General features: G+C 71.2%; 27 protein-coding genes. 8 read left to right on the forward strand and 19 right to left on the reverse strand.

The genetic code is table 11. The features are described 5' to 3' along the window. Positions 1-66: 66 nt before the first annotated feature. Entirely contained in the window at positions 67-567 is a 501-nt protein-coding gene (locus OG870_RS18835; RefSeq protein WP_266515588.1) for a CGNR zinc finger domain-containing protein, read from the reverse strand. A gap of 108 nt (positions 568-675) precedes the next feature. On the opposite strand from OG870_RS18835, the gene OG870_RS18840 reads away from it, so the two are divergent. Together OG870_RS18840 and OG870_RS18845 are read left to right on the forward strand one after the other, a co-directional pair. Next, positions 676-1,035, forward strand: coding sequence for a VOC family protein (locus tag OG870_RS18840; RefSeq protein ID WP_266520338.1), 360 nt, complete (start codon positions 676-678; stop codon positions 1,033-1,035). Positions 1,036-1,187: 152 nt separating this feature from the next. Then, positions 1,188-1,577 (forward strand): VOC family protein, encoded by a 390-nt coding sequence (locus OG870_RS18845; RefSeq protein ID WP_266584035.1) that lies wholly within the window; start codon positions 1,188-1,190, stop codon positions 1,575-1,577. A gap of 14 nt (positions 1,578-1,591) precedes the next feature. Here the strand turns inward: OG870_RS18845 and OG870_RS18850 are convergent, their stop codons facing one another. The 5 genes from OG870_RS18850 to OG870_RS18870 all read right to left on the reverse strand — a co-directional run bounded on the left by OG870_RS18850 (position 1,592) and on the right by OG870_RS18870 (position 6,035). Beyond that, positions 1,592-2,698, reverse strand: coding sequence for a dipeptidase (locus OG870_RS18850; protein WP_266515594.1), 1,107 nt, complete (start codon positions 2,696-2,698; stop codon positions 1,592-1,594). 105 nt (positions 2,699-2,803) lie between these two features. Further along, a complete protein-coding gene (locus OG870_RS18855) occupies positions 2,804-3,094 on the reverse strand; it encodes a MerR family transcriptional regulator (RefSeq protein ID WP_443063434.1) in 291 nt (96 codons plus the stop codon). 30 nt (positions 3,095-3,124) lie between these two features. Further along, on the reverse strand, positions 3,125-4,309 hold the full coding sequence (locus OG870_RS18860) for a dipeptidase (RefSeq protein ID WP_266520340.1): 1,185 nt from the start codon (positions 4,307-4,309) through the stop codon (positions 3,125-3,127). A 5-nt stretch (positions 4,310-4,314) separates the two neighbouring features. Continuing rightward, on the reverse strand, positions 4,315-4,818 hold the full coding sequence (purE, locus tag OG870_RS18865; protein ID WP_266515597.1) for a 5-(carboxyamino)imidazole ribonucleotide mutase: 504 nt from the start codon (positions 4,816-4,818) through the stop codon (positions 4,315-4,317). A 77-nt stretch (positions 4,819-4,895) separates the two neighbouring features. After that, the gene (locus tag OG870_RS18870) at positions 4,896-6,035 is read right to left on the reverse strand and encodes a 5-(carboxyamino)imidazole ribonucleotide synthase (RefSeq protein ID WP_327691168.1); all 1,140 of its coding nucleotides are present in this window, start codon (positions 6,033-6,035) and stop codon (positions 4,896-4,898) included. A 237-nt stretch (positions 6,036-6,272) separates the two neighbouring features. Between OG870_RS18870 and OG870_RS18875 the strand changes: the two genes are divergently transcribed. Continuing rightward, complete coding sequence (locus tag OG870_RS18875; RefSeq protein ID WP_327692320.1) at positions 6,273-6,779, forward strand: GtrA family protein; 507 nt, start codon at positions 6,273-6,275, stop codon at positions 6,777-6,779. 25 nt (positions 6,780-6,804) lie between these two features. Here the strand turns inward: OG870_RS18875 and OG870_RS18880 are convergent, their stop codons facing one another. After that, entirely contained in the window at positions 6,805-8,082 is a 1,278-nt protein-coding gene (locus OG870_RS18880; RefSeq protein ID WP_266515602.1) for an ATP-binding protein, read from the reverse strand. A gap of 47 nt (positions 8,083-8,129) precedes the next feature. Next, complete coding sequence (locus OG870_RS18885; RefSeq protein WP_266515605.1) at positions 8,130-8,807, reverse strand: response regulator transcription factor; 678 nt, start codon at positions 8,805-8,807, stop codon at positions 8,130-8,132. Between the two features lie 296 nt (positions 8,808-9,103). Here OG870_RS18885 and OG870_RS18890 point away from each other — a divergent pair, with 296 nt between their 5' ends. Next, a complete protein-coding gene (locus OG870_RS18890) occupies positions 9,104-10,600 on the forward strand; it encodes an oligopeptide:H+ symporter (RefSeq protein ID WP_266515608.1) in 1,497 nt (498 codons plus the stop codon). Positions 10,601-10,687: 87 nt separating this feature from the next. Here OG870_RS18890 and OG870_RS18895 read toward each other — a convergent pair whose 3' ends face one another. Further along, positions 10,688-10,987: a DUF397 domain-containing protein gene (locus tag OG870_RS18895; RefSeq protein WP_327691169.1), complete on the reverse strand. Its 300-nt coding sequence runs from the start codon at positions 10,985-10,987 to the stop codon at positions 10,688-10,690. Further along, positions 10,969-11,811: a helix-turn-helix domain-containing protein gene (locus OG870_RS18900; protein WP_327691170.1), complete on the reverse strand. Its 843-nt coding sequence runs from the start codon at positions 11,809-11,811 to the stop codon at positions 10,969-10,971. The genes OG870_RS18895 and OG870_RS18900 overlap by 19 nt, the downstream gene beginning before the upstream one ends. A 188-nt stretch (positions 11,812-11,999) precedes the next feature. On the opposite strand from OG870_RS18900, the gene OG870_RS18905 reads away from it, so the two are divergent. Both OG870_RS18905 and OG870_RS18910 read left to right on the forward strand, forming a co-directional pair. Then, positions 12,000-12,155: a hypothetical protein gene (locus tag OG870_RS18905; protein WP_266515617.1), complete on the forward strand. Its 156-nt coding sequence runs from the start codon at positions 12,000-12,002 to the stop codon at positions 12,153-12,155. Next, positions 12,152-12,484: a hypothetical protein gene (locus OG870_RS18910; protein ID WP_266515620.1), complete on the forward strand. Its 333-nt coding sequence runs from the start codon at positions 12,152-12,154 to the stop codon at positions 12,482-12,484. Before OG870_RS18905 ends, OG870_RS18910 begins: the two co-directional genes overlap by 4 nt. Positions 12,485-12,692: 208 nt before the next feature. Here OG870_RS18910 and OG870_RS18915 read toward each other — a convergent pair whose 3' ends face one another. The 6 genes from OG870_RS18915 to OG870_RS18940 form a co-directional block, all read right to left on the reverse strand. Beyond that, a complete protein-coding gene (locus tag OG870_RS18915; RefSeq protein WP_266584025.1) occupies positions 12,693-14,012 on the reverse strand; it encodes a hypothetical protein in 1,320 nt (439 codons plus the stop codon). Beyond that, entirely contained in the window at positions 14,009-15,085 is a 1,077-nt protein-coding gene (locus tag OG870_RS18920; protein WP_266584023.1) for a hypothetical protein, read from the reverse strand. The genes OG870_RS18915 and OG870_RS18920 overlap by 4 nt, the downstream gene beginning before the upstream one ends. Further along, the gene (locus OG870_RS18925) at positions 15,082-15,909 is read right to left on the reverse strand and encodes a hypothetical protein (RefSeq protein WP_266584021.1); all 828 of its coding nucleotides are present in this window, start codon (positions 15,907-15,909) and stop codon (positions 15,082-15,084) included. Before OG870_RS18925 ends, OG870_RS18920 begins: the two co-directional genes overlap by 4 nt. A 29-nt stretch (positions 15,910-15,938) precedes the next feature. Continuing rightward, positions 15,939-16,649: an LPXTG cell wall anchor domain-containing protein gene (locus OG870_RS18930; RefSeq protein ID WP_266584019.1), complete on the reverse strand. Its 711-nt coding sequence runs from the start codon at positions 16,647-16,649 to the stop codon at positions 15,939-15,941. 477 nt (positions 16,650-17,126) lie between these two features. After that, entirely contained in the window at positions 17,127-17,651 is a 525-nt protein-coding gene (locus tag OG870_RS18935) for an ATP-binding protein (RefSeq protein WP_266515635.1), read from the reverse strand. 231 nt (positions 17,652-17,882) lie between these two features. After that, on the reverse strand, positions 17,883-18,260 hold the full coding sequence (locus OG870_RS18940; RefSeq protein ID WP_266515638.1) for an STAS domain-containing protein: 378 nt from the start codon (positions 18,258-18,260) through the stop codon (positions 17,883-17,885). Between the two features lie 237 nt (positions 18,261-18,497). On the opposite strand from OG870_RS18940, the gene OG870_RS18945 reads away from it, so the two are divergent. Together OG870_RS18945 and OG870_RS18950 are read left to right on the forward strand one after the other, a co-directional pair. Then, on the forward strand, positions 18,498-19,427 hold the full coding sequence (locus tag OG870_RS18945; protein ID WP_266515641.1) for an RNA polymerase sigma factor SigF: 930 nt from the start codon (positions 18,498-18,500) through the stop codon (positions 19,425-19,427). A gap of 201 nt (positions 19,428-19,628) precedes the next feature. Then, entirely contained in the window at positions 19,629-21,161 is a 1,533-nt protein-coding gene (locus OG870_RS18950) for an RICIN domain-containing protein (protein ID WP_266584017.1), read from the forward strand. 54 nt (positions 21,162-21,215) lie between these two features. Here the strand turns inward: OG870_RS18950 and hutI are convergent, their stop codons facing one another. Genes hutI through OG870_RS18965 form a run of 3 tightly spaced genes read right to left on the reverse strand, consistent with a single transcriptional unit; the run spans position 21,216 to position 24,963 of the window. Continuing rightward, positions 21,216-22,385, reverse strand: coding sequence for an imidazolonepropionase (gene hutI, locus OG870_RS18955; RefSeq protein ID WP_266515646.1), 1,170 nt, complete (start codon positions 22,383-22,385; stop codon positions 21,216-21,218). 26 nt (positions 22,386-22,411) lie between these two features. Continuing rightward, positions 22,412-23,764 carry a formimidoylglutamate deiminase gene (locus OG870_RS18960; RefSeq protein WP_266515649.1) on the reverse strand — a complete coding sequence of 451 codons (1,353 nt, stop codon included), beginning with the start codon at positions 23,762-23,764 and terminating at the stop codon, positions 22,412-22,414. Further along, positions 23,761-24,963 (reverse strand): allantoate amidohydrolase, encoded by a 1,203-nt coding sequence (locus OG870_RS18965; protein WP_327691172.1) that lies wholly within the window; start codon positions 24,961-24,963, stop codon positions 23,761-23,763. Before OG870_RS18965 ends, OG870_RS18960 begins: the two co-directional genes overlap by 4 nt. Positions 24,964-25,072 lie beyond the last annotated feature (109 nt).

A 25,072-nucleotide genomic window follows, 5' to 3' on the forward strand; every position in this document is an offset into this window, starting at 1 on the left:
AGGCTCAGTCGGCCGAACCGGCGTCTGGTTGCATTCTGCACCACCGGCCCCGGCGCTGCGGGTGAACTACTTCGCCCGGTACCGGCGCATTTTCGCGCGCGCCCCGCACACCTGCATCGAGCACCAGCGCCCGCGGCCGGCCGGGCTGCGGTCGTAGTACGCCCAGTGGCAGGTGACGGCCTCGCAGGCCTTCAGGCGCAGCCAGGTGCCGGCGACGAGTGCCTCGGCGACGGCGGCGGCGACACGGGAGTTCAGGGGGCGTACGTCGGCGGCGGTCAGTGCCGCCGAACCGTCGACGGCGTCGACGGTCAGGCGCAGGGGCGCCGTCGCCAGCAGGTCGTCCAGGGGCGTGACCCTGGCGTGGGGCGGGTGGCCCGCGTGGGCGAGCAGCACAGCGCGCAGGGATTCGCGCAGCTCGCGTGCGGCGGGGACCTCGTCCTCGGTGAGCCCGAACGGCGCGCGGCCGTCCGCCGTTTCGAGGGCGTCGGCCCCCGACTCGATGTCCAGCGTGTTCACCAGGGACTCGACCAGGACCAGGCCGCCCGGCGCGGCCGATCTCTCACTCATGCTTGCCACGTTACCTCCAATGCGGGAGCATGCAGTAACCGTTACTGGTTGCAGGGCCCTATGGGTAACAGTCCCTTCATGGGCAGCACCGACTCCGAGGAGGAAGTCATGGCTCTCGCCAAGCTGGGTGTCGTCGTCCTGGACTGTCCCGACCCGAGCGCACTGGCCGGTTTCTACGCCGGTGTGCTGGGCGGCACCGTCGAGGGCGAGGGCGACTGGGTGGATCTGAAGGTGCCCGGCGGACAGTCGCTGGCCTTCCAGTCCGCCTCCGGGTTCGTGGCGCCCGAGTGGCCCGCGCCCGACCACTCGCAGCAGTTCCACCTGGACCTGACCGTCGACGACCTGGACGCGGCCGAGGCGGGCGTGCTGGCGCTGGGCGCCAAGCCGCTGGACTCCGACGACCGCTCGCGCACCTGGCGGGTTTACGCGGATCCGGCAGGGCACCCGTTCTGTCTCTGCGCCTGCTGACCCGTCCTACCGCGTCCGTGCGCCTGAACCTGTCCCCGCGCCTGTTCTAGGCACCCGTCTGCGCACCCGTCGCACCCGTCTTCGCATCTGTCTTCGCATCTGTCTTCGCATCTGTCCGCGCGTCCGCGCGTCCGCTGAACCAGGAGGACACCATGTCCGTGGTCCGCTTCCGCTCCGTCGTCCTCGACTGCCCCGACCCGCGCGCACTCGCCCGCTTCTACGCGGGCGTCGTGGGCGGTACGCCCGAGGAGGCGGACGCCGACTGGGTCGTGCTCCACGTCCCCGGCGGGCCCCGGCTCGCCTTCCAGCGGGCGGAAGGCCTCACCCCGCCCGAGTGGCCGCGCGCGGACCGCAACTCGCAGCAGTTCCACCTCGACTTCGACGGCGGGTCGACCTGGGAGGAGATGGACGCGGCGCACGAGAAGGTGCTGGCGCTGGGCGCGCGGCCGCTGGATCTGGAGGACCGGGAGAAGAAGGACTTCCAGGTGTACGCCGATCCGGCCGGACATCCCTTCTGCCTGTGCCGGATCGAGAACCCGTAAGCGGCCTCCTCCGGTCACCCGTCCAGTTCCGCGATCTTCGCCGTCGACGGCTCCCGGCGCTGCTGGGCCGCACGGGCGGTGAAGTCGCCGCTGCGCAGAACCCGCTGGACGTTGCCCCAGGTCAGCAGGGCGATGTCGGGCTCGGACCAGCCGCGGTGCAGCAGCTCTGCGATGAGGTGCGGATAGCAGGAGGCGTCGCCGAGTTCCTGGGGGTGCGCGGTGCCGGCGTCGTAGGTGCCGGACAGGCCGACGCAGGCCGGGCCCGCCACCTCGCGCACATGGTCGAGGTGGTCGGCGACGTCCCGGACGGACGGACCCGTCTGTTCCGGTGTGAGCGGCACCATGCACAGGCCCTTGGCGGCGCCCAGCTCGGCGAGCAGGTCGTCGGGGAGGTTGGCAGGGTGGGGGCGCAGGGAGCGGGCGGCGGAGCGGGTGAACAGGGCCGGCGCCCTGGAGACCGCGAGGACCCGGCGGACGGTGTCCGCGGAGGCGCCGGAGAGGTCGGGGAGCACGCCGACCCGGTTCATCTCGCGCACGACCTCCTCGCCGAACCGGGTGAGCCCCGCCTCGCTCGCCCAGGACACCCCGGACAGGGTGAGGACGCGCAGGCCGAGGGCGTACAGGGCGCGCAGGATGCCGAGGGAGTCGCCGAGGGCGGCGGCTCCGGCGGGGCCGAGCAGGACGGCGATGCGGCCGCAGTTGTGGGCGTCGGTGGCCTGCCCGGCGGTGCACACCAGGCGCAGGCCCTCGGGGTGGGTCCGTACGACGGTGTTCACCAGGTCCAGCTGCTCCAGGGTCGCGCCGACGGCCCGGTCCCCGACGATGCCCTTCGGCAGGTGCAGCGACCAGAACAGCACGCCGACGTGGCCCTCGCGCAGCCGTGGCACGTCCGTGTCGACGGAGGCCTCGCCGAGCTCCAGGTCGTACCAGGGCAGGTGCCTGAGCGCCCACGGCAGTCCGCTGTAGCCGTCGGCGACGGGATGGACGGCAAGGATGGCGCGGGCGCGCTCCAGCGGGGCGTCGGCCGGGTCGGAGACCTGCGCGTAGGACTCGGCCTCGAAGGGATCCGGCAGGCCGTCGAGCTCGCTGGTGCTGTGCAGTTCGTCCTGGAGGTCTGCCATGGCGGGCTCCGTACGTCGTGAATCGTCCCCAAGGGGTACGGTCACCGTCGCACGGGGGCGCGGGGGGCTTCCTGGTGAGTGGGGCGTTCGGGGGACCGGACCGGCTCAGTGCTCCTGGGCCGCCTCGATGACCTCGTCCAGGGTGTCCCGGGAGCGGACCAGGTCGGCGATCATGCGGTCGATGCGCTCGCGCTCCGACGCGAGGCCCGCGACCAGCCGCGCGGTGGCGACCGCCGAAGGCCCGCCGTCCTGGTCGCGCACACAGGGCAGCAGCTGCCGGATCCTCTCGCTGTGCGGACCGGCCGCGTACAGCTCCTGGATCCGCACGACTCGGTCCACCGGTCCACCGGTCCGCGGCCGGTACCCGATGTATGTGGGCGGGGCCGACGGCTGCACCGACCACCCCGCCCTCGACGCCCGGCTGCCTCAGCCCTCGGAGCCGTCCAGCGACTCGATCGTGGCGTTGGACGGCGACCGGGTCGCCTGAAGGTCCCGCGCCACGTCCTCCGCCGCACCCAGCACCCGTACCGAGTTCTGCCAGGTCAGCTTGGCCAGGTCGGGCTTCGACCAGCCGCGGTCCAGCAGTTCTGCGATCAGGTTCGGGTAGCCGGAGACATCGCTCAGACCGTCGGGTGTGAAGGCCGTGCCGTCGTAGTCGCCACCGATGCCGAGATGGTCGATACCCGCGACCTCGCGCATGTGGTCCAGGTGGTCGGCGACCGTTGACACCGTGGCGACGGGGCGGGGCGTGCGCTCCTCGAAGGCGCGGTGCAGCTTCATCGCCTCCTCGCTGGTGTCCAGGTGGTGGAAGCCGTGGGCGCGCAGGTTGTCGTCGGCCGCGGCCGTCCAGTCCACGGCCGCCTGCAGCACGAACTTCGGCACGAACGTGACCATGGCCACGCCGCCGTTGCCCGGCAGGCGTTCCAGGACGTCGTCCGGGATGTTGCGCGGGTGGTCGCAGACGGCGCGGGAGGAGGAGTGGGAGAAGATCACCGGCGCGCTCGTCGCGTCGAGCGCGTCCCGCATCGTCGTCGCCGCGACGTGCGAGAGGTCGACGAGCATGCCGAGGCGGTTCATCTCCCGGACGACCTCACGGCCGAAGGCGGACAGACCGCCGACGTTCGGCTCGTCGGTCGCCGAGTCGGCCCACGGGTTGTTGTCGTTGTGGGTGAGCGTCATGTAGCGCACGCCCAGCCCGTACAGCCCCCGCAGCGTGCCCAGCGAGCAGGCGATGGAGTGGCCGCCCTCCGCCCCCATGAGCGAGGCGATACGGCCCTCCCGGCGTGCCGCCTCCATGTCCGCGGCCGTCACCGCGGGTGCCAGATCCGCCGGATGCCGCGCCAGCAACTGCCGTACGCAGTCGATCTGTTCGAGCGTCGCGGGCACCGCGTCCGGCAGGTCCGAGCGCACGTACACCGACCAGTACTGCGCGCCCACACCGCCCTCGCGCAGACGCGGGATGTCGGTGTGCAGATGGGCGTTCTGGGGCTGCGTGATGTCGCGGACGTCGAGGTCGTAGCCGACCTTGCGCAGCGCCCAGGGCAGGTCGTTGTGCCCGTCGACGACCGGGAACTCGACGAGCAGGGCGCGGGCTTCCTCCAGGGAGGTCATCTGCGTCACTTCCCGAAGCCGAAACCGCCGCCGGCGTTGCCCTCGACCTTGGCGCGCAGGCGCTTGCCCTTCTCCGTTGCCTGGTCGTTCAGCTCCTGCTGGAACTCCCGCATGCGGACGAGGAGTTCCTCGTCGTGTGCGGCGAGGATGCGGGCCGCGAGGAGGCCGGCGTTGCGGGCGCCGGCGACGGAGACGGTGGCGACGGGCACGCCGGCCGGCATCTGCACGATCGACAGCAGGGAGTCCATGCCGTCCAGGTACTTCAGGGGCACGGGCACGCCGATCACCGGCAGCGGGGTCACGGAGGCGAGCATGCCCGGCAGGTGGGCCGCGCCCCCGGCGCCCGCGACGATCACTTTCAGGCCCCGCTCGGCGGCCTGCTCGCCGTATGTGATCATCTCGCGCGGCATGCGGTGCGCGGAGACGACGTCGACCTCGTACTCGATCTCGAACTCGTCGAGGGCCTGGGCGGCGGCCTCCATGACGGGCCAGTCGGAGTCCGACCCCATGACGATGCCGACCAATGGGACAGGGCGCGCGTCAGCGCTCGTTGAGGGGTGGCGGTCGGGCGACGGGTGGGCAGGGCTCATTCGGTGATCGTGCCTCTCAGGTAGCCGGCAGCGTGACGTGCGCGTTCGAGAACGTCGTCCAGGTCGTCGCCGTAGGTGTTGACGTGGCCCACCTTGCGGCCCGGCTTCACGTCCTTGCCGTACATGTGGATCTTCAGCTTGGGGTCGCGGGCCATGCAGTGCAGATACGCGGAGTACATGTCCGGGTAGTCGCCGCCCAGGACGTTCACCATGACCGTCCACTTCGCGCGCGGGCGCGGGTCGCCGAGCGGGAGGTCGAGGACCGCGCGGACGTGGTTGGCGAACTGGGACGTGATCGCGCCGTCCTGGGTCCAGTGGCCCGAGTTGTGCGGGCGCATCGCGAGTTCGTTGACGAGGATGCGGCCGTCGCGGGTCTGGAACAGCTCGACGGCGAGGTGGCCGACGACGTCCAGTTCCTTGGCGATGTTCAGGGCCAGCTGCTCGGCCTGCAGGGCGAGCGTCTCGTCGAGACCGGGGGCCGGGGCGATCACCGTGTCGCAGACGCCGGCCACCTGCTGGGACTCGACCACCGGGTAGGCGACCGCCTGGCCGTGCGGGGAGCGGACGACGTTCGCCGCGAGCTCGCGGACGTAGTCGACCTTCTCCTCGGCGAGGACGGGGACGCCCGCGCGGAAGGGGTCCTCGGCCTGGGCCACGTCGTCGACGACCCACACGCCCTTGCCGTCGTAGCCGCCGCGGACCGTCTTGAGGACGACCGGGAAGCCGTCGCCCTCGGCCGCGAAGGCGGCCACGTCCGCCGGGTCGGCGACGATGCGGTGCCGTGGGCACGGCACGCCGATCGCGTCGAGCTTCGCGCGCATCACGCCCTTGTCCTGGGCGTGCACGAGCGCGTCGGGGCCGGGGCGCACGGGGATGCCGTCCGCCTCCAGGGCCCGTAGATGCTCGGTGGGTACGTGTTCGTGATCGAAGGTGATCACATCGCAGCCCCTTGCGAACGCGCGCAGCGTGTCGAGGTCGCGATAGTCGCCGATGACGACATCGCTGACGACCTGCGCCGCGGAATCCTGAGGGGTGTCACTGAGGAGCTTGAACCTGATGCCGAGCGGGATGCCTGACTCGTGTGTCATACGAGCGAGCTGGCCTCCGCCGACCATGCCGACTACCGGGAACGTCACGCCCCCAGAGTATCGGCCGCGTCGGCCAGACCGGTTTCCGGCCGTTTTCCGGGGCTCTTACCTGCCTCTTCCCGGACGTTTCCCCCTCTCCCCCCGTTCTTTCCAACCTGTTTCCGACCTGTGAGCTCATCCACAGCAGTTTATGAAGGGGGGTGGTTAGCATGGTTTGAGTTGACGAATACGACGACTACGACGCCGCAGCCGATGCAGCCGACCCGGATGGGGGCCTTCAGGACCATGGACCAGGGTTCCTCCGGGCTGCGAAGGCTCACACGCGAGATCGCCAAGTTCGGTGCGGTGGGTGCTCTCGGCACCGTCGTGAACTTCGGCGTCTCCAACCTGCTGTGGCATCTGACCAGCCTGCAGGCGGTGCGCGCCAACGTGATCGCCACCGTCGTCGCCATCGGCGTCAACTACCTGGGCTTCCGCTACTTCACCTATCGGGACCGCGACAAGAGCGCGCGGACCAGGGAACTGACGCTGTTCCTGGCCTTCAGCCTGGTCGGCCTGGTGATCGAGAACGGCGTCCTGTACGCCGCGATCTACGGCTTCGGCTGGGACAGCTCGCTGCAGCGCAACATCTTCAAGGTCGTCGGCATCGGCCTGGGCACGCTGTTCCGGTTCTGGTCCTACCGCAGCTGGGTGTTCAAGGCCCTGCCGGCCCGGGAGGCGCTCGCCGACGCGGAATCGTTCCTGGAGAAGGCCGGGGCCGAGCGGCCCAAGGCCGAACAGCGCGTCAGCTGAGCCGCGTCCCCCGCACCCCACTCGACTATCGGACCGTCGGTTCCTCGTCCTCGGCCGGCATGCGCTTCAGTGGCGGCGTGCGGGACAGGAACAGCCCGAACACCGGCGGCATCGTCTGCAGCATCTCCAGGCGTCCGCCGTCCGCCTCCGCCAGATCCCGGGCCACCGCCAGCCCGATGCCCGTCGAGTTCCGCCCGCTGATGGTGCGCTCGAAGATCCGCGCGCCGAGGTCCGCGGGCACGCCGGGTCCCTCGTCGGTCACCTCGACGACGGCCTGGTTGCCGGTCACGCGCGTACGCAGTGCCACCGTGCCGCCGCCGTGCATCAGCGAGTTCTCGATCAGTGCCGCCAGCACCTGCGCGACCGCGCCCGGTGTGCCGACCGCCTGCAGATGCCGCTTGCCGGAGCTCACGATCGCCCGCCCCGAGCTGCGGTATGCGGGCCGCCACTCGGCGAGCTGCTGCTGGATGACCTCGTCGAGGTCGAAGGAGACGGCGTTGCCGGTGCGGGGGTCGCGGGAGTTGGTGAGGAGCCGTTCCACCACGTCCGTGAGGCGCTCGACCTGGGTGAGGGCGACGTTGGCCTCCTCCTTCACCGTGTCCGGGTCGTCGGTGAGGGTGATCTCCTCCAGCCGCATCGACAGCGCGGTCAGCGGTGTGCGCAGCTGATGGGAGGCGTCGGCGGCCAGGCGCCGTTCGGCGGTGAGCATGCGGCCGATGCGCTCGGCGGAGGAGTCCAGCACGTCGGCGACCCGGTCCAGCTCCGGGACGCCGTAGCGCTTGTGGCGGGGGCGCGGGTCGCCCGAGCCCAGCCGCTCGGCGGTCTCGGCGAGGTCGGTGAGCGGGGAGGCGAGCCGGTTGGCCTGGCGGATCGCCAGCAGGACGGCGGCCACCACGGCGAGCATCGCGACAAGCCCGATGATCAGCAGCGTCCGGCCGACCTCGCGGCTCACGGTGGAGCGCGGCTCCTCGACGACGACCTGCTCGCCCTCCTCGCCGGTGGCCCGTCCGCGGATGGCGTCGCCCTCGGGCTTGGTGCCGACCTCGATGGCTGCCTGCCCCGGGATCCGGATGACGGCGTACCGCTCCCCCGTGACCTGCTTCTTGAGGAGGTCGGCGGTGACGGCGCCCGCCCCGATGAGCCGGCTGTCCACGATGCTGGCCAGTCGCTGCGCCTCGGAACTGACCCGTTCCTGGGCGCTGTTGCTGATGGTCCGCGTCTCGACGATGACGAGGGACACGCCGAAGACGGCGATCACGACGAGCACCACGGCGAGCGTGGACTGGATCAGTCGACGGCGCATGTCCTCTGTACCTGGGTCGGGCTACGGGTCGGGCTACGGATGGGGGTTCAGCTCTTCTCGAAGCGGAAACCCACGCCTCGTACCGTGGCGATGTACCGGGGGTTCGCCGCGTCGTCGCCCAGCTTCTTGCGCAGCCACGAGATGTGCATGTCGAGGGTCTTGGTCGACGACCACCAGGTGGTGTCCCAGACCTCGCGCATCAGCTGGTCGCGGGTGACGACGCGTCCGGCGTCCCGCACGAGGACCCGCAGCAGGTCGAACTCCTTGGCGGTCAGCTGGAGTTCCTCGTCGCCCATCCACGCACGGTGCGACTCCACGTCGATCCGCACGCCGTGCGTCGCGGGCGGCTGCACCGGCTCCGCGGCGCCGCGCCGCAGCAGGGCGCGGACACGGGCGAGCAGTTCGGCGAGCCGGAAGGGCTTGGTGACGTAGTCGTCGGCGCCCGCGTCGAGTCCGACGACGGTGTCCACCTCGTCGGCCCGCGCGGTGAGGATGAGGACCGGCACGGTGTGCCCTTCGGCACGCAGTCGGCGGGCCACCTCAAGGCCGTCCATGCCGGGCAGACCGAGGTCCAGCACCACCAGGTCGATGCCGCCCTGTATTCCGGCGTCGAGTGCGGTGGGGCCGTCCTCGCGCACCTCGACCTCGTAGCCTTCCCGGCGCAGGGCGCGGGCCAGCGGCTCCGAGATGGACGCGTCGTCCTCGGCGAGCAGTACACGGGTCATGAGGTGATGGTAGTCCGCTCCTGACATGTGCTGGGGTGTGATCGGCACGGGTGATTCTTACCTTTGGGCGGATCGGGGCGAACCTGTGTCTGTGTGGTGCGATCGTGGTGGGGGCCTTGGAAAGGGCGTGTACGGTTCCACGATCACCTGTGATCCGTGTCTCAAGTCCTTCCATATCCGGCAGTGTCCTGCCGTATGGTGAAACAACGCCTGTAGCACTTCGAGGACCTTTGGCGACCACTTGACGCTGAAGGTCTCATTTGTGTGCGGTAAACCCCCACCAGCAAGGAACGACCATGGCGTCCAGCTTGACGAAGGACTCGGTTCACCCGGGCACCCCCCCTTCCGGGAAGACCTTCTTCGGCCACCCTCGCGGTCTGGCCACCCTCTTCATGACCGAGATGTGGGAGCGTTTCTCCTACTACGGCATGAAGGCCCTGCTCCCGCTCTACCTGGTGGCCCCCGGCGGGCTGCACCTGAGCGCGGGCGCCGCGACCGCGATCTACTCGGTGTACGTGTCGCTCGTGTACCTGCTCACCCTGCCGGGCGGCTGGTTCGCGGACCGTGTGCTCGGCCCCCGCAAGACCGTCGCCATCGCCGGCGTGGTCATCATGCTGGGCCACCTCACCCTGGCCCTGCCGAGCGCCGGCACCTTCTACGCGGGTCTCGGTCTGGTCGCCATCGGTTCCGGTCTGCTGAAGGCCAACATCTCCACGATGGTCGGCCACCTCTACGACGGCCCCGAGGACCCGCGCCGCGACGGTGGCTTCACGCTCTTCTACATCGGCATCAACCTGGGCGCCTTCGCCGCACCGCTGATCATCGGCACCGTCGGCGAGAGCGTCAGCTGGCACCTGGGCTTCGCGCTGGCCGCGCTCGGCATGGCGCTGGGTCTGGCCCAGTTCCTGCTCGGCACCCGCCACCTGGACGCGCGCTCGGACATCGTGCCGACGCCGCTGTCGGACGCCGAGAAGAAGGCCACGCTGACCAAGGCCGCCCTGTGGGCGGGCGTCGCGGCCGTCTTCTACGTGATCGTCGGCGTCTCCGGCGTCTACACGCTGAACTGGGTGCTGGTCCCGATCACGGTCGCGGGTCTGCTCATCCCGGTCGTCGTGATCGCCCGCATCAAGCGGGACAAGGAACTGGACCGCGCCGATCAGTCGAAGATGAGCGCGTACATCTGGTTCTTCGTCGCCGCGGCCGTGTTCTGGATGATCTACGACCAGGGCGGTTCGACCGTGTCGCTGTTCGCCGAGGCCTCGGCGAAGAACACGGTCTTCGGCTGGGAGTTCCCGGTCTCCTGGTACCAGTCGGTCAACCCGGTCATGATCATGGCGTTCGCGCCGGTCTTCGCCTGGGCGTGGCTGGCGCTGGCGCGGCGCGGCAAGGAGCCGAGCACCGCGGTGAAGTTCACCGGCGGTCTGGTCCTGATCGGTGCGTCCTTCTTCCTCTTCCTCGCGCCGCTCTCGATCGCCGACGGTGGTCACAAGGCCGCGGCGATGTGGCTGGTCGGCATCTACTTCGTGCAGACCGTCGGTGAGCTGATGCTCTCCCCGGTCGGCCTGTCGGTCACCACCAAGATGGCGCCCGCCAAGTACGCCTCCCAGATGATGGGTGTCTGGTTCCTGGCCGTCACCGCCGGTGACGCCACGACCGGTCTGCTGTCCATCGCCGGGGTCGACCTGAACAAGACGGGCATCGTGACCCTCCAGGCGGTGCTCGCGGTGATCGCCGGTGCCGCGGTGTGGATGTACCGCAAGCGGGTCAAGGAACTCATGGGCGACGTGCACTGACGTACACCCACGGCTTGACGGAGGGCCGCCGCATCCACTGGGGTGCGGCGGCCCTCCGAGTTTCTTTGTGGTCAGCGGTACCGCCGGTCACACGCCGGTCAACTCGTCGCGTCGTACGGCGGCGACGAAGGCCCCCCAGGCGGTCGCCGAGAGGACGAGGGCGGGGCCGTGGGGGTTCTTGGAGTCGCGGACGGGGACGAGGGCGCAAGGGGCGGAGAGGTTGTCGGCGACTTCGAGGCAGGCGCCGCCGTCGGAGTTGCTGTAGCTGCTCTTGCGCCAGGCTGCGGCAGCGAGGAAGTCGTCGGAAACCTCGACGCACTCGCCGCCGTCCGAGTTGCTGTAGCTGCTCTTACGCCACGTCACAGCCGTCAGGTCGATGGATCGCACGGTACTTCCTCCAACATCTGCCCGATGAACTTCCGCGACTCGGCGGGGGACAAAGCCAGGTCACGCATCGAATCGTATGCGAGTTGCAGTCGCTCAACTGAGCTTGGTTCTTCGATCAGTTCACCCCGGTGAGCGTTCTCTGTGTAGGCCACGGTGCGCCCGCCCAGCAGTCCCAGGAACGTCACCTCAGTACTGTCCAGGCCGAACGGCCCAGCACTGAACGGCAGCACCTGAACCGTAACGTTCGGTTGGTCACCGACCGCGATCAGGTCCTCCAACTGCTCTCGCCACGCCTGGCGGTCACGCAGTTCCATGCGAAGTACTGCCTCGTACAGGATGGTGCGGAAACGGGGCGGCCCATCTCCCATCAGCAACGCCGCGCGCCCGAGTCGGGCCTCGACTTGGCGGTCCAATTCCTCGCCTTGGTGGCCACCAGCCGCGATCAGCTCCCGCGCGTACCCCCTGGCCTGAAGCATGCCGTGCACACTGCTCACCCCGAAGTGCCACAAACTCACCGCCTCGGCCTCCAGCAGCATGTACCTCCGATACTGCTCCTTGAACTGCGTCGGATCCGCAACCGCCAGCTCCCACAACGCCAGCAACAGCCCCGGCGTCCCGTAGTGCTGGTCCAACGCCTGGGCAACCTCGGGGCTCCCCAGCGTCTGCCCCCGCTCCAGCTTCCCCAACGTCGACCAGTCCCAGCCCAGTTGATCCGCCAGCTGCCGCAGGCTCACCCCGCTCTTCTCCCGTAAGGACTTCACCTCCTCGGCGAACCGCTGGCGCGGCTCCTGGCTGCGGCTCGTGACCGTACGTCGCTGCGGCACCTCGCCTCCCCCTTTCCCGGCTGTGGAATTTGTGGAATTTGGAACGCCCGGCGTGGAACTTGCCCACGTCAGCGGCGTTTTCGCGGTCCGGGCGCGGCATGCTCGTACCACCTGAACACGCACCGTAATCCCTCCGGTGCCCTCTGCACAGGCAAACCGGTCACGCTCAGCGAACAAGGAGTACGCCCATGACGGCCACGGCCCTCACCACCCGACCCCGACTCCCCCGCCGCACCCGCCCGCACGGCACCCCCGCCAACTGGGCGCCGCCCGGCGGCTGGACGCGGCCGAGCACGGCGGTCCTGCGGGCGATGGAGACGGCGCTCGCGCGGTGGTCGGCGTGACGGCGCCCGCGCCCACGGACGTCTGTGACGTGTGCGGGGCGCTGCTGGCCCAGCGGGAGGCCGCGAAGGACGCGGGCCGCAGCGGCGAAGCCGGCGACTGCGAACGGGAGTTGCGGGACGCGCTGGATGAACGGACCGGCGTGCACACCGCCTCCGTGCCCCCGCGCCCGTACGACGTGAGCCGTTCGCCCGTCCCCGTGCCCGGCTGCGAGCCCTGCGCGGAACTCGCCGCCCGTCGGGCCGCGGCGCGGTCGGCGTTCGACTACAGCGCGGTGGGCGACGCGAACGTACTGATGCGAACGCACCAGCGGCTGGAGCACGGCACGTGAGGAGAACGTGAGAAGAAGGCGACGGACCCCGCCCGACGAGGCGCTGTGGAGCGGGGTCCTCACCCTGTTCTGCGTGGCCGTACTGCTCGTCGTGGTCTTCGTCCGGACGACCGCCTGACCGCGGGGACACCGCGCGTCGGGCGGTGGGTGGCGGATTCCGGGACGCCGGGTGGCCCGGAATCCGCCCCTCGCCTCCGCCGTGAACCTCCTACCGCAGCCGTCGGCGCCCCGGCAGGAACGTGAACACCGCCGCGCCAAGGAGCACCGCCGTGCCTGCCACCAGGCCCAGGGCCTTCAGCGCGCCGTGGTCACTCGCGCCCGTCTCCGCCAGGCCGCCGCCCGACGACGAGGACGAGGACGACGTACCGCCGGAGGTCGACGACGAGCCGCCCGACGCGCCGCTCGCCTGCTGCGTCGTGTCCAGGGTCAGGGAGACCTCGGACCTGTCGGGCTTGCAGGTGGTCGTCGTGCCGAGGGCGTTGATCGTGAGGACGCCCGGCGAGAGGGTCGACTTGCCGTCGGCGCCCGGTTTGTAGGTGCCGGTGAGGTCGGGGATCTCGATCGGGTCGCCGGACTTGATGGCCTCGGAGTTGGTCGGCCCCTCCACATGCACGGTGCCCTTGTCGGCGCCGCCCAGGGCCACCTCCATCGACGGTTTGACCGAACCCTTCGGGATGTCGGCCGGACTGTCCATCACCGACTTCTTGAACTGCACGGTGAGGGCGAAACTCCCGCCGTCCTTCTTGGCGTTGATCTGGATGGGCGAGGTCGCCTTCTTCTCTCCGATGGGCGACTGGCAGGTGTAGGGAGTGTCGACTTCCTTGCCGGTGAAGTCCGACTGGTCGCTGCCCGTGCCGTCACTGGCGGAAGCCGACGCGCTCGCCGTGTCGGAGGCCGACGCGGACGGCGATGCCGACTGCGAGGCCGAGCCCGTCGGGTCCGGCGTCGTGCTCGGCGAGCTTGTGCCCCCGGCGGCCACCTCGATGGTCGCCGCCTTCTGCACCGTCTGCGTGGGCGTGCACTTGGTGTCCGTCGACATGGCGTTGACGGTGTAGGCGTCCGGTGTCAGCGTCACCTCGCCCGGCGCCGTCAGTTTCAGGGTGCCCTTCATGTCGGACAGCACCATGGCGCCGCCCTTGGGGATGGCCGGGTTCTCCCGCGTCCCCTGCATCGCGACGGCGGCGGTCTGGGCGCCGGCCGCCTTGAGGGTGCCGGAGGGCTGGACCGAGTTCGCGGGCAGGTCGATGATGTCCGGGTTCTTGGAGGCGGCCTGGACGAACTTCCATACGACGTTCACCGTGTCGCCCACCTTCGCCGTGGCGGGCGCGGTGACCTCGACCTTCGTGGTGCCGTCGACGGGAGGGATGCCCGCGGGCGGCACGCAGTGCGTCGCGAACGACACCTCCGCGGCCTGCGCGGGCCCGGCGGCCAGCCCCAGCATGGCTCCCGCGCCGCCGAGCACCAGCGCGGCGGCCGCCGCGACCGGCCTCCCCGTGCCGGCCGGTGTGACTCTCCTTCGCTTTCTCACGTGGGTCCCTTCCTGGTGGGAGTCGTTGGACTCGTCGGGCTGTCGTCGTGCGGTGCGGAGAGCCGGCCGGCCGTCCCCGGATCGGAGTCCGGGGTGAACCACGGCAGGGTCGTAGGGGAGGCGGGCGCCTGTTCCGCCCGCGTGGTGAACTTCGGCAGGTGCAGGGCGAGTTCGGGCAGGCGCAGCCCCCGGTGCCGGATCCCGCCGGCGCGCCGTGGCCGTACCCGGTCCACGACGGCCATCCCGGTGCGGAACACCGCGGCGGGCACGACCAGGCAGACCAGGATCCAGAACAGGGTCACGCCCCAGGGCCGGCCCACGCCCCAGGGCTGTTCGGCGAGGACCTTGCCGCCGTACTTGAGCGAGACGGTGTAGTCGCCGTGCGCGCCCGCCGTGAGTTCGACGGGGAGCTTCATCTGTGCCTTGCGGCCGGGCTCGATGGTGCCGCGCCACTGCTGGTCGTCCCACTGCGGGGCGAACACGCCGTGGGACGTGCCGACCTGGAAGACGGGGTTCTTGACCGGGGTCGTGCCGGCGTTGCCGACGGTGAAGACGAGGGTGCGCGAGGCCGGAGCGCCGAACCAGGTGAGCAGTCCGCCGGCGCCGTCGAGCCGGGTGTCCGTGAGGACCGACAGCCGACCTCCGGACGCCACGGCGGGCAGCGGTTCGACCGCGTGCCCGGCCACCTGGAGGACCGCGTCGGCCTGCGCCTTCGCGCCCTCGACGGTCGCCACGTGCACCACGCACGGGCAGGGCACGGGCGGTTCGGTGACGGGCAGCTTCTTGCTGAAGGCTCCCCTGGCATCGGTGGTGACGGCTCTTCCGTCCGCGTTGGCACAGGAGTTGGTGCCGCCGATCACGCCCCGGGACGGCACGGACCGTCCGCAGACCAGCATCATCAGCAGGGCCTGCGACCGCCAGCCGCTGCCGCTGACGGTGACCGAACCACCGGTCCCGGCCTGGGACTTGGAGAGCCTCACGCTCGGCCCGTCCGCCGCGGCCGTGCCCGCCAGGGGCAGCAGGAGCAGCGCGAGCACCGCCAGCAGCGCCGGTATCCGCAGCTTGCCGTTCACATCACCGCTCCCGTCAACTCGACTTCCGTACGCGGGGATTCGAGGGCCTCGCCGTCGGCCTTGCGGCGCCTGCGACGTCGTACGAGAAGCAGCGCGGCGCCCGCCGTCACCGTCCCGGCGGCCCCCGCCACCGCGCCCCACGGCACGAAGCCTGCCGACGCTCCGGCCGAGTCGTGTGCGCCGCCCGCCGCGGTCACGGTCAGCCGGACGTCGACCGAGTCCAGGGCGGGGCGGTCGGGCCAGGGCTCGGTGAGCCGCAGCCGCCGGCCGGGCGGGAGGCGGACGGGCAGGGTGCGCGGGGCGCGGTCGAGGACCTGGCCGAAGAACCCGTCGGCGTGCACGGCGATCCTCGGCACGAGGGCCGTGGTGCCACGGTTGACCAGGTCGTAGGTGATGCGGTCGCCGCGCACGGCCACGTGCTCGACGGTGAGCGCGGACAGCGCCGGTCCGCCCACCCTCAGACGGACCGGGACCGTGGCCGTGCGGCCGTCCCGGTCACGGGCGACGATCGTGCCCGTGCGGTCGTCGCGCCCGCTCACCGTGAAGGGGACGTCCGCCCGGGTGCGGGCGGGCACCCGTACCCGTCCGTCGGCGAAGACGACCGGGACGCCGGTGCCGCTCAGCCGTACCGTGACCGCCCGCCCGCTCCGGTTGATCACCGACACCGTGTCCTGCAGGACCGCCCCGGGGGCGCCCTCGGCGTAGAAGGACGGGCGGGAGCCGCCGGAGGGCGACAGCGACCAGCCGTCGGCGGCCGAGGCCGACGGGGCGACGGTCAGCACCAGCAGCAGGGACACGAGCAGAACACGGGCGGCGGACGACATCCGGCGGCTCCAGCGGTGGTGGCAGCGGTTCAGCGGCGGGCCGGCTGGTTCCTCCGCGTGATCCACAGCGCCCCCGCCGCTCCGGCGAGGAGCACCGTGCCGCCGAGCGTGCCGAGGGCGATGGCGGAGTCGTCGGGGCCGGTCTGCGGGAGGGAGGAGCCTCCCGAGGACGAGCCGCTGTCAGCCGCCGCGCCGCCGCTCTGTCCCGTCCCGCCGGAGGAGCCGCCGCCCGCCGCCGTCACGTCCAGCGTGAGGGCCGGGCCGGGGTTGTTGGACGGCGTGCAGGTGGTCGTGGTGCCGAGCGCCTTGATGGTGAGGATGCCCGGGGTGAAGGTGACCTTGCCGGTCTTCTTCGGCGTGTACGTGCCCGTCAAGTCGTTGATCTTTATGGGGGTGTTGGCCGGGATGGCGGCCTGGTTGGCGGGCCCGGACACGGACACGGTGCCGCTGTCGGCGCCGCCCAGCCTGATGGTGGCGCTCGGGCTCATCGCACCCTTGCCCAGCTCGACCGGGCTGGAGGAGACGCCCTTCTGCCACGACATGGTGAGCTTGTAGCCGCTGCCGCTCCTGACGCCCTTGATGTCGATGGGCGAGACGGCGCTCTTGTTCCCGATCGGCGTCTTGCACTGGTAGTTGACGTCGACGACCGAGGCCTCGGCTGCGGGGGCGGCGAGCAGCACCGCCGAGCCGGCCAGGGCCGCGGCGGACGCGAGCGCGGCGGTTCGTTTCCGGTACGACACGGTTTCCGCTCCCTCTTCGAGTTCCTGACGGGACATCAGATTGGGCCGTCAAGGTACGCCCGGGGTCTTGAGGAAGGAAGAGACGGTGCGGGCCGGAGTTGTGGGGATCCGGCGCGCACGAAAGGGGGTTCGGGTGGAGGAGGCGGCCCGCGGGTGACCCTCGGTAACACCAGCCGGCCCGGTCCGAGCCGGCTCGACCGGAAGATGCCGGCCACGCCCCGGCGGCCGGCCGACGGCGCATGTCCTTCCCCGCGCCCGGGAGGGGACTCGCTCCGGAGCGCGAGGCGGCGTTCACAGCGGGTGGCGGCTCGCCGGGCTCGCGTGGGTCTGGGCTACGTGTCTCGTCGGGGCGAGGGCTGCTCCTTGTCCCCATCGGCGCAAGGACTCCTCGCCCGCGTCGGCGCGCGCAGACGAAGGCGGGCAGCCGCCGAGCGCCCGGCAGAGCGGATCACGCGGGTGCACCCGGCACACAGCGGACTACGCGGGTGCGCCCAGCTCCGCCCACACGCTCTTGCCCGTTGCCCCGGGCGTCCGTACGACGCCCCAGTCCAGGCACAGGCGCTGCACGATGAACATGCCGTGCCCGCCGGGGCGGCCCGCGCGGTGCGGGGTGCGGGGTGCGGGCTGGCCCGAGCCCTTGTCCGAGACCTCGATGCGGATCACCTTCTTGTCGCAGGAGATCCACAGCTCGTCCGGGCCGTCGGCATGGAGACAGGCGTTGGTGACCAGCTCGGAGACGACCAGCAGGACATCCTCCGCGGCGGCCCGCTGGTCGGCGGTGGCGGCGGGCAGCCACCCCCACGCGTACAACGCCTGGCGGGTGAAATCGCGGGCGAGCGGCACGACGCCGCTCTCTCCGTCGAAGTTCAGCCTGCGGACCTGGCCGCTCCCGGACGACACGGGTGCAGCCGACGATTCGGCCGCATCACCCTCGGACCCCCCGGAAGCGCCGCTGGGCTCCGGGCCGCGGTCGCCCGGCGAGTATGGCCGGGTGGTGCTCATCAGCGCTTCACCTCACCGATTCACCAGTTCACGATTCAAGAGTCAGTACGTAGATCGACGGTGGATCCGTCGCCGTGCTGCCGACATGTTCAGGATGTCTCCTGCCCGACCGAACCGGCAGAACACCCCCTTATTCGGCGCGGAGGGCCGGACGCCCGGAAATTGCGGTCCCGCAGGGGGACCGCGCAGGGGGTCTGGGGGCATGACACGGCCTCGGGCCCGCCGCCGCACTCAGCCGGCTTCGTCGGCCAGGGCCGCTTCGAGGGTGTCGTGGACGGTGAAGACCGCTTCCGCCCCGGTGATCTCGAAAACGCGCGCCACCACGGGCTGCATCCCCGCGAGGTGCACCCCGCCTCCGGCGGCCTCCGCCTTGAGGCGGGCGCCGAGCAGCACATTGAGTCCGGTGGAGTCACAGAACTCGAGCCGTGAGCAGTCCACGACCAGCCGGCTGAAGCCCTTGGCAAGACATGCCTCGAGTGGCTCACGCAACAGATCGGCGGTGTGGTGGTCCAACTCACCCGCCGGTGTCACGACGGCACTGAGGCCTTCTTCCCTGACCTCCACCAGTAGCCGGCCAGACTGTGCGCTGCCGACCGTCCCACGGTCCATGCCGTCTATCTCCCGACGTCGGGGCTGCTGACTCACGCCCTCGAACACTACGCCTTCCTCACACTCTCCGACACCCGAACAATCGCCCACAAACGGACATATCCCCAGGTAACGCACTTGCGGTGGGTGTGGGAAAACGGGTAGGGCTAGTAGAGATACGTAACCGACACGGCCGGCTTTGGAGGCGCCGCACACCGCAGTGCACAAACTGGCTTCGGCAGCCATATGCCGAGAACGATGGAGGACATCATGTCACCCCGGCTCGACGCATCGCACGCCCAGGAGGCGACGTCGACGTCCCCTCCGGAACATCTGGATCCCATCGAGAGCATCGAGAGCGACGACCCAGACGCGCTTGCCGGGCTTGCCGGGCTTCCGGAGATCCCCCCGTACGACGAAGTGGGACCGGTGGACGCCCGAGCGCTGTCCAAGACCCTCTTCGAGCGGCTGGAGTCCCTGGAGGAAGGCACGTACGAGTACTCGTACGTGCGGAACACGCTCGTCGAACTGAACCTCGCCCTGGTCAAGTTCGCCGCCTCCCGCTTCCGCTCGCGCAGCGAGCCGATGGAGGACATCGTCCAGGTCGGCACGATCGGCCTGATCAAGGCGATCGACCGGTTCGAGCTCGCACGCGGGGTGGAGTTCCCCACGTTCGCGATGCCAACCATCGTCGGTGAGATCAAGCGCTTCTTCCGTGACACCTCGTGGTCCGTGCGCGTGCCGCGCCGACTGCAGGAGCTCCGGCTCGACCTGGCCAAGGCCGGCGACGAGCTGGCCCAGAAGCTCGACCGGGCACCGACCGTGGCGGAGCTCGCGGAGCGCCTCGACCTCTCCAAGGACGAGGTCGTCGAGGGCATGGCGGCGTCGAACGCGTACACCGCCTCCTCGCTGGACGCCCAGCCCGAGGAGGACGACGCCGAGGGCGCGCTCGCGGACCGGATCGGGTACGAGGACCACGGGCTCGAAGGCATCGAGTACGTGGAGTCACTCAAGCCGCTGATCGCCGAGCTGCCGCCGCGGGACCGGAAGATCCTCTCGCTGCGCTTCGTCGCGGGCATGACCCAGTCGGAGATAGGCGACGAGCTCGGCATCTCGCAGATGCATGTGTCGCGACTGCTGTCGCGGACGCTGGTGCGATTGCGCAAGGGGCTGACCATCGAGGAGTGACGCCTCCCTGGTGGGACATCTCCCTCGTGGGACGCCTTCTGAGCGCGGTGCCGCCCGGACTGCCGGGCACGCCGCGCTCAGCCGTGTACCGGGTTACCCACAGAAACCCTTTCCCCAGAGGTTTCCATCCCTCACTATGGGCCCCCATACCCACCGGTAGGTCAGGACTCCGGCGGGCGCGGGGCGCAAGGAGGCGGGTGGATGGCTCGGGCCGACGGGACCGACAAAGGTGTCGAGACCGGGGGCGGGGTTCATGCGGACGCGCCCGACGCGCGGCTGACCGAACTGCTGCGCACCAGCTCCGCCACCGTCTATCCGGCCCTGCAGGAGCTTCGCACCCGGCATCAGCCGGGCGTTCTCGCCTATGCCCGGCTGTGCACGGCGAGCGAGTCCGCCGCACGGCAACTGGCCGCGCAGGCTTTCACCCTGGCCGCCCGGCAAACCGCGCGCGGCGCCGAGCCCCTCGTGCCGCTGCGGCTTCAACTCCTGCTGCTGACCGGGCGGCTGGCCGCTTCGTGGGCGGGCGAGGAGCGGGCCGGTGGCCTCGACCCCGGTCTGCTGCTGGTCCTGAGCACGGCGGGCGCCGAGGGCCCCGTACCGCCCATGCTCACCGCCTTCCAGTCGCTGCCCTCCCGCGTCCAGGGCCTGGTCTGGTACGGCGTCGTGGAGCGGGAGACGGACGACAGGACGGCCGGCTTCCTGGGCCTGACCCGCGAGGACGTGAGCCACGAGACCGCGTCCGCACTGCAGGCCATGGGCCAGGCCTGTCTGCGCGCCCGCCTCGCCGCCTCGGACGACCCGCGCTGCGGCAACTTCGGCCGGCTCATCGAGGAGTCGGTACGCCCGGACAGTCCGCGCGAGAGCGCCGACCTGCACGCCCACATGGCCCGGTGCCCGCACTGCACCACGGCCTACGAGGAGCTGTCGGCCCTGCGGGACTCCCCGCGCACCGCGCTGGCCGAGGGGCTGTTGCCCTGGGCGGGCACGGCGTACGTCACACGTGAGGCTCCGCGCCCGAGGGCCCTCGCGGACGTGTCGGCCTGGCCGCCCTCGCGCCGCTTCCTGCTGGCCTCGGTGGCCCTTGGCGTCGCCCTGACCCCCCTGCTCCTGTTCCTGCTGTCGCAGGGCGGTTCGTCGTCCTCCCCGTCCCCGCAGGCGGCGGGCGCCGTCAGCACACCGCCGAGCCGGCCACAGGTCACGGTCACGGCGACGGTCTCGCCCACGCCGTCCCCCTCGGCGACCGCCAAGTCGCCCTCCCCGACGAAGAGTTCCTCCCCCTCCGCCAAGCCCTCGACATCGCCGCGCCCCTCGCCCACCCCGGCCCACGCCCCGAACGGTGCCTACGCCCAGGTCGTGAACGTCGCCACCGGCTTCTGCCTGGACATCCGCGACGGCGACCTGGAGAACGGCACGGACGTGGTGACGGCACCCTGCTCCTCGTCCCGCACACAGCGCTGGCGCGTCGACTCCGCACGCGGCGTCGTGCAGTCCTCCGCCGATCCCGGCTTCTGCCTGGACAGCCGCGGCGACGTGGACAAGGGCGCGGGCATCTGGGACTGCGGCTCGGTCGACGGCGACCACGGCCGGAACCTGAGCTTCACCGTCGACCCCGACGGAGTGATCCGCCCCGCGATCGCCATCGAGACCGCCCTGACCCCGTACGACGGCGACGGGGTGGCCTTGCGTCCGCTGAGCGGGGGCGGCCGGCAGCGGTGGCGGGCGGGGGCGGCCTGATCGCCCCGATTGCCGTCTGATCATGGTCCGATCGCGGGTCTGATTGCCGCCTGATCAGGTCTGTTGTACGCCTCGGCGCCACACGGCGGCGACCAGGGGCACTCCCGGCCGGTAGGCGAGGTGTACGTGGCTCGGGGCGTCGAGGGTGATGAGGTCCGCGTAGGCGCCGGGCGTCAGCCGGCCGATGTCGTCGCGGCGCAGGGCCCGCGCTCCGCCCGCGGTGGCCGACCAGAGCGCCTCGTCGGGGGTCATCCCCATGTCGCGTACCGCGAGGGCGATGCAGAAGGGGACCGAGGAGGTGAAGGAGGAGCCCGGGTTGCAGTCGGTGGAGAGGGCGACGGTGACGCCGGCGTTGAGGAGGCGGCGGGCGTCCGGCCACTCGGCGCGGGTGGAGAACTCGGCGCCGGGGAGGAGGGTGGCGACCGTGTCGCCGTTCGCGAGGGCGTCGATGTCCGCGTCGGTGAGGTGGGTGCAGTGGTCGGCGCTGGCCGCGTCGAGTTCGACGGCCAGTTGCACGCCGGGGCCGTAGGAGAGCTGGTTGGCGTGGACCCGCGGGTGCAGGCCCTTGGCCTTGCCGGCGGTGAGGATCGTGCGGGCCTGGTCGCCGTCGAAGGCGCCCTTCTCGCAGAACACGTCGATCCAACGGGCGTACGGCGCGCAGGCGTCGAGCATCTCGCCGGTGACGAGGGCGACGTAGGCGGCGGGGTCGTCGGCGTAGTCCGGGGAGACGATGTGGGCGCCGAGGTAGGTGACCTCGTCGGTGTGCGCGGCGGCGATGCGCAGGGCGCGGGACTCGTCGGCGACGGTGAGGCCGTAGCCGGACTTGGTCTCGAAGGTGGTGGTGCCCTGGCGGAGGGCCTCGGCGAGGTAGCGGGTGAGGTTGGCCTCCAGCGCCTCGTCGCTCGCGGCCCGGGTGGCGGCGACCGTGGTGCGGATGCCGCCCGCGGTGTACGACCGCCCGGACATACGGGCGTTGAACTCCTGCGTCCGGTCGCCCGCGAAGACCAGGTGCGAGTGGGAGTCGACGAAGCCCGGGACGACCGCCCGGCCACCGGCGTCGACCCGGTTGTCAGTGGCGGGTGCTTTGCTTGATTCACCGGTCCACGCGACGCGGTCGCCGTCGATGACGAGCGCCGCGTCCTGGATCAGTCCGAGAGGACCGTCACCGAGGGAGGGGTCGTTGGTGACCAGCGTGGCGATGTTGGTGATGACGGTGCTGCTCATGGCGTCCTCAGGGATGACGGTGGGTTTCAGGCTCGCAGCGCTTCGACGGCGTCCGCGAGCGCTGTCGGCACATCGGGTACGAGTGTGTGGGCGCCGTCCCGCACGACGTGTCGGCCACCCACGACCGTATGGCGTACGTCCGCCGCTGAGGCCGCGAATACCGCCGTCTCCGCGCCGAGTCGCGGCAGGGGCCCGGCAGTCCTGACCGAGTCGAGCGCGATCGTCGTGAAGTCGGCGAGCGCGCCCGGTTCCAGGACGCCCGCACCTTCCCAGCCCAGGGCCGCATGGCCGTCCGCCGAAGCCGCGCGCAGCAGTGCCGCGGCGGTCCAGTGACCGCGGGTGCGGGTGCGCAGACGCTCGTTGAGCTCCATCGCGCGTGCCTCTTCGAGCAGGTCGATGACGGCGTGGCTGTCGGAGCCGAGGGAGAGCGGAGAGCCTGCCTTCTGCAGGGCGACGGCCGGGCCGATGCCGTCCGCGAGGTCCCGCTCGGTCGTCGGGCACATGCAGGTGCCGGTGCCGGAGCCGCCGATGAGCGCGATGTCCTCGTCCGTGAGGTGCGTGTTGTGGACACCGGTGGTGCGGGGCCCGAGCACGCCGTGCTCGGAGAGGAGCTGCGTGGGCGTGCACCCGTGGGCGGCCCGGCAGGCGTCGTTCTCGGCGGTCTGCTCGGACAGGTGCACATGCAGCGGGGCCCGCCGCTCCTCGGCCCAGCGCGCCACGGTCGCCAACTGGCCGGCGGGCACGGCCCGTACGGAGTGGATGGCCGCCCCGATCCGCGCGTGATCCCGTTCCTTGAGAACTGAACAGCGTTCGGCCCAGGCCTCCGCGCTGCCGTCGGAGAAGCGCAGCTGGTGGGTGTTGGGCGCCTCACCGCTGTGCTCGTTCACGATTCCGGCCGCGAGATAGGCGGTGTCGAGGAGGGTGATGCGGATGCCGGCGTCGGCGGCGGCCGCGATGAGCGCTTCGCCCATCGCGTTGGGGTCGGCGTAGGGGGTGCCGCCGGGGGCGTGGTGGACGTAGTGGAACTCGCCGACGCTCGTCACGCCCGCCAGCGCCATCTCGGCGTACACGGCGACGGCGAGTGCGTGGTAGGTCTCCGGGGTCAGCTTGTCGGCGACCGCGTACATGACCTCGCGCCAGGTCCAGAAGGTGCCGGAACCGACCTGGACGGTGGAGCGCAAAGCGCGGTGGAAGGCGTGCGAGTGGGCGTTCGCCAGCCCCGGGAGGGTCAGGCCGCGCAGGATCTCGGCGCCGGGGGGCGGGGTGGGCACGTCCGTGCGGACGGCGGTGATGCGGCCGTCCGCCACCTCCAGCGCCACGCCGGGCTCGACGTGGGTGTCGAGCCAGGCGTGCTCCAGCCAATACGTCCGCGTGGTCACCTGCAGGCCAGCCCTTCCAGTACGTCGGCGAGTGCGAGCACCCCGGCCACGCAGTCGTCCTCGGCGGCGAACTCGGCCGGGGAGTGCGAGACGCCCGTGGGGTTGCGCACGAACAGCATCGCGGTCGGGATGCTCCCGGAGAGGATTCCGGCGTCGTGTCCCGCACCGGTACCCAGGACGGGGACCGTGAGCTCGGTGTCCTTGCCCAGGATGCGGGCCAGTTCGTCCCGCAGGGCATGGTCGAACTCGACGACCGGCGTGAAGGACTCACGGACGACGTCGAGGTCGACACCGTGTGCGGCGGCGTACTCGCGGGCGGCCCGCTCGACACCGCCGACCACCTGGTCGAGGCTCTCCTGGTCGGCGGCGCGGGAGTCGAGCCAGCCGCGGACCAGCGAGGGGATGGCGTTGACGCCGTTCGGCTCGACGGCGATCTTGCCGAAGGTGGCGACGGCACCGGCGAGTTCGCCCTCGCGACGGGCGGCGAGGACGGTCTCGGCGTACGACAGCATGGGGTCGCGCCGGTCCACGAGCCGGGTCGTGCCGGCGTGGTTGGCCTCGCCCCGGAAGTCGAACCGCCAACGCCCGTGCGGCCAGATGGCGCTGGCGATGCCGACCCGGTCACCGGACAGGTCCAGCGCCCGCCCCTGCTCGACGTGCAGCTCGACGAAGGCGCCGATGCGTCCGAGGCGCTCCGGGTCCGCCCCGATGGCGTCGGGGTCGTAACCGGCGGCCTCCATCGCCCTGGGCAGCGTGATGCCGTCACCGTCGGTCAGCCGGTGCGCCTGCTCGACGGTCAGCTGCCCGGAGGTGAGCCGCGACCCGACACAGGCCAGTCCGAACCGGGCGCCCTCCTCGTCACCGAAGTTGACGATGGCGAGGGGCTTGTCGAACTGCGCGTTCCTGCCGCGCAGTTCATCGAGCGCGGCGAAGGAGGAGACGACGCCGAGGGGCCCGTCGAAGGCGCCGCCGTCGGGCACGGAGTCGAGATGCGACCCCGTGACGACTGCGTCCCCGGCGCCGGGGTCCCCGAGCCAGGCCCACTGGTTCCCGTTCCGGTCGACCTCGTGGCTCAGCCCGCGTGCCTCGGCCTGTTCCTTGAACCAGGCCCGGCACTCGGCATCGGCCCCGGTCCAGGCGAAGCGGCGGTAACCGCGGGAGTCGGGGTGCCGCCCGATGGGCCGCAGCTCACGCCACATGGAGTGGAACGAGCCGACACCGGCGGCCGGCCCAGGCTGTGGGCAGTCGTTCCGCAGGGCGATGGGGGTCCCCCCGCTCGAACGTAGTTGAGAGTGGGGGAGGGCGGGC

The sequence above is a fragment of the Streptomyces sp. NBC_00461 genome, assembly GCF_036013935.1.
GTDB lineage: Bacteria > Actinomycetota > Actinomycetes > Streptomycetales > Streptomycetaceae > Streptomyces.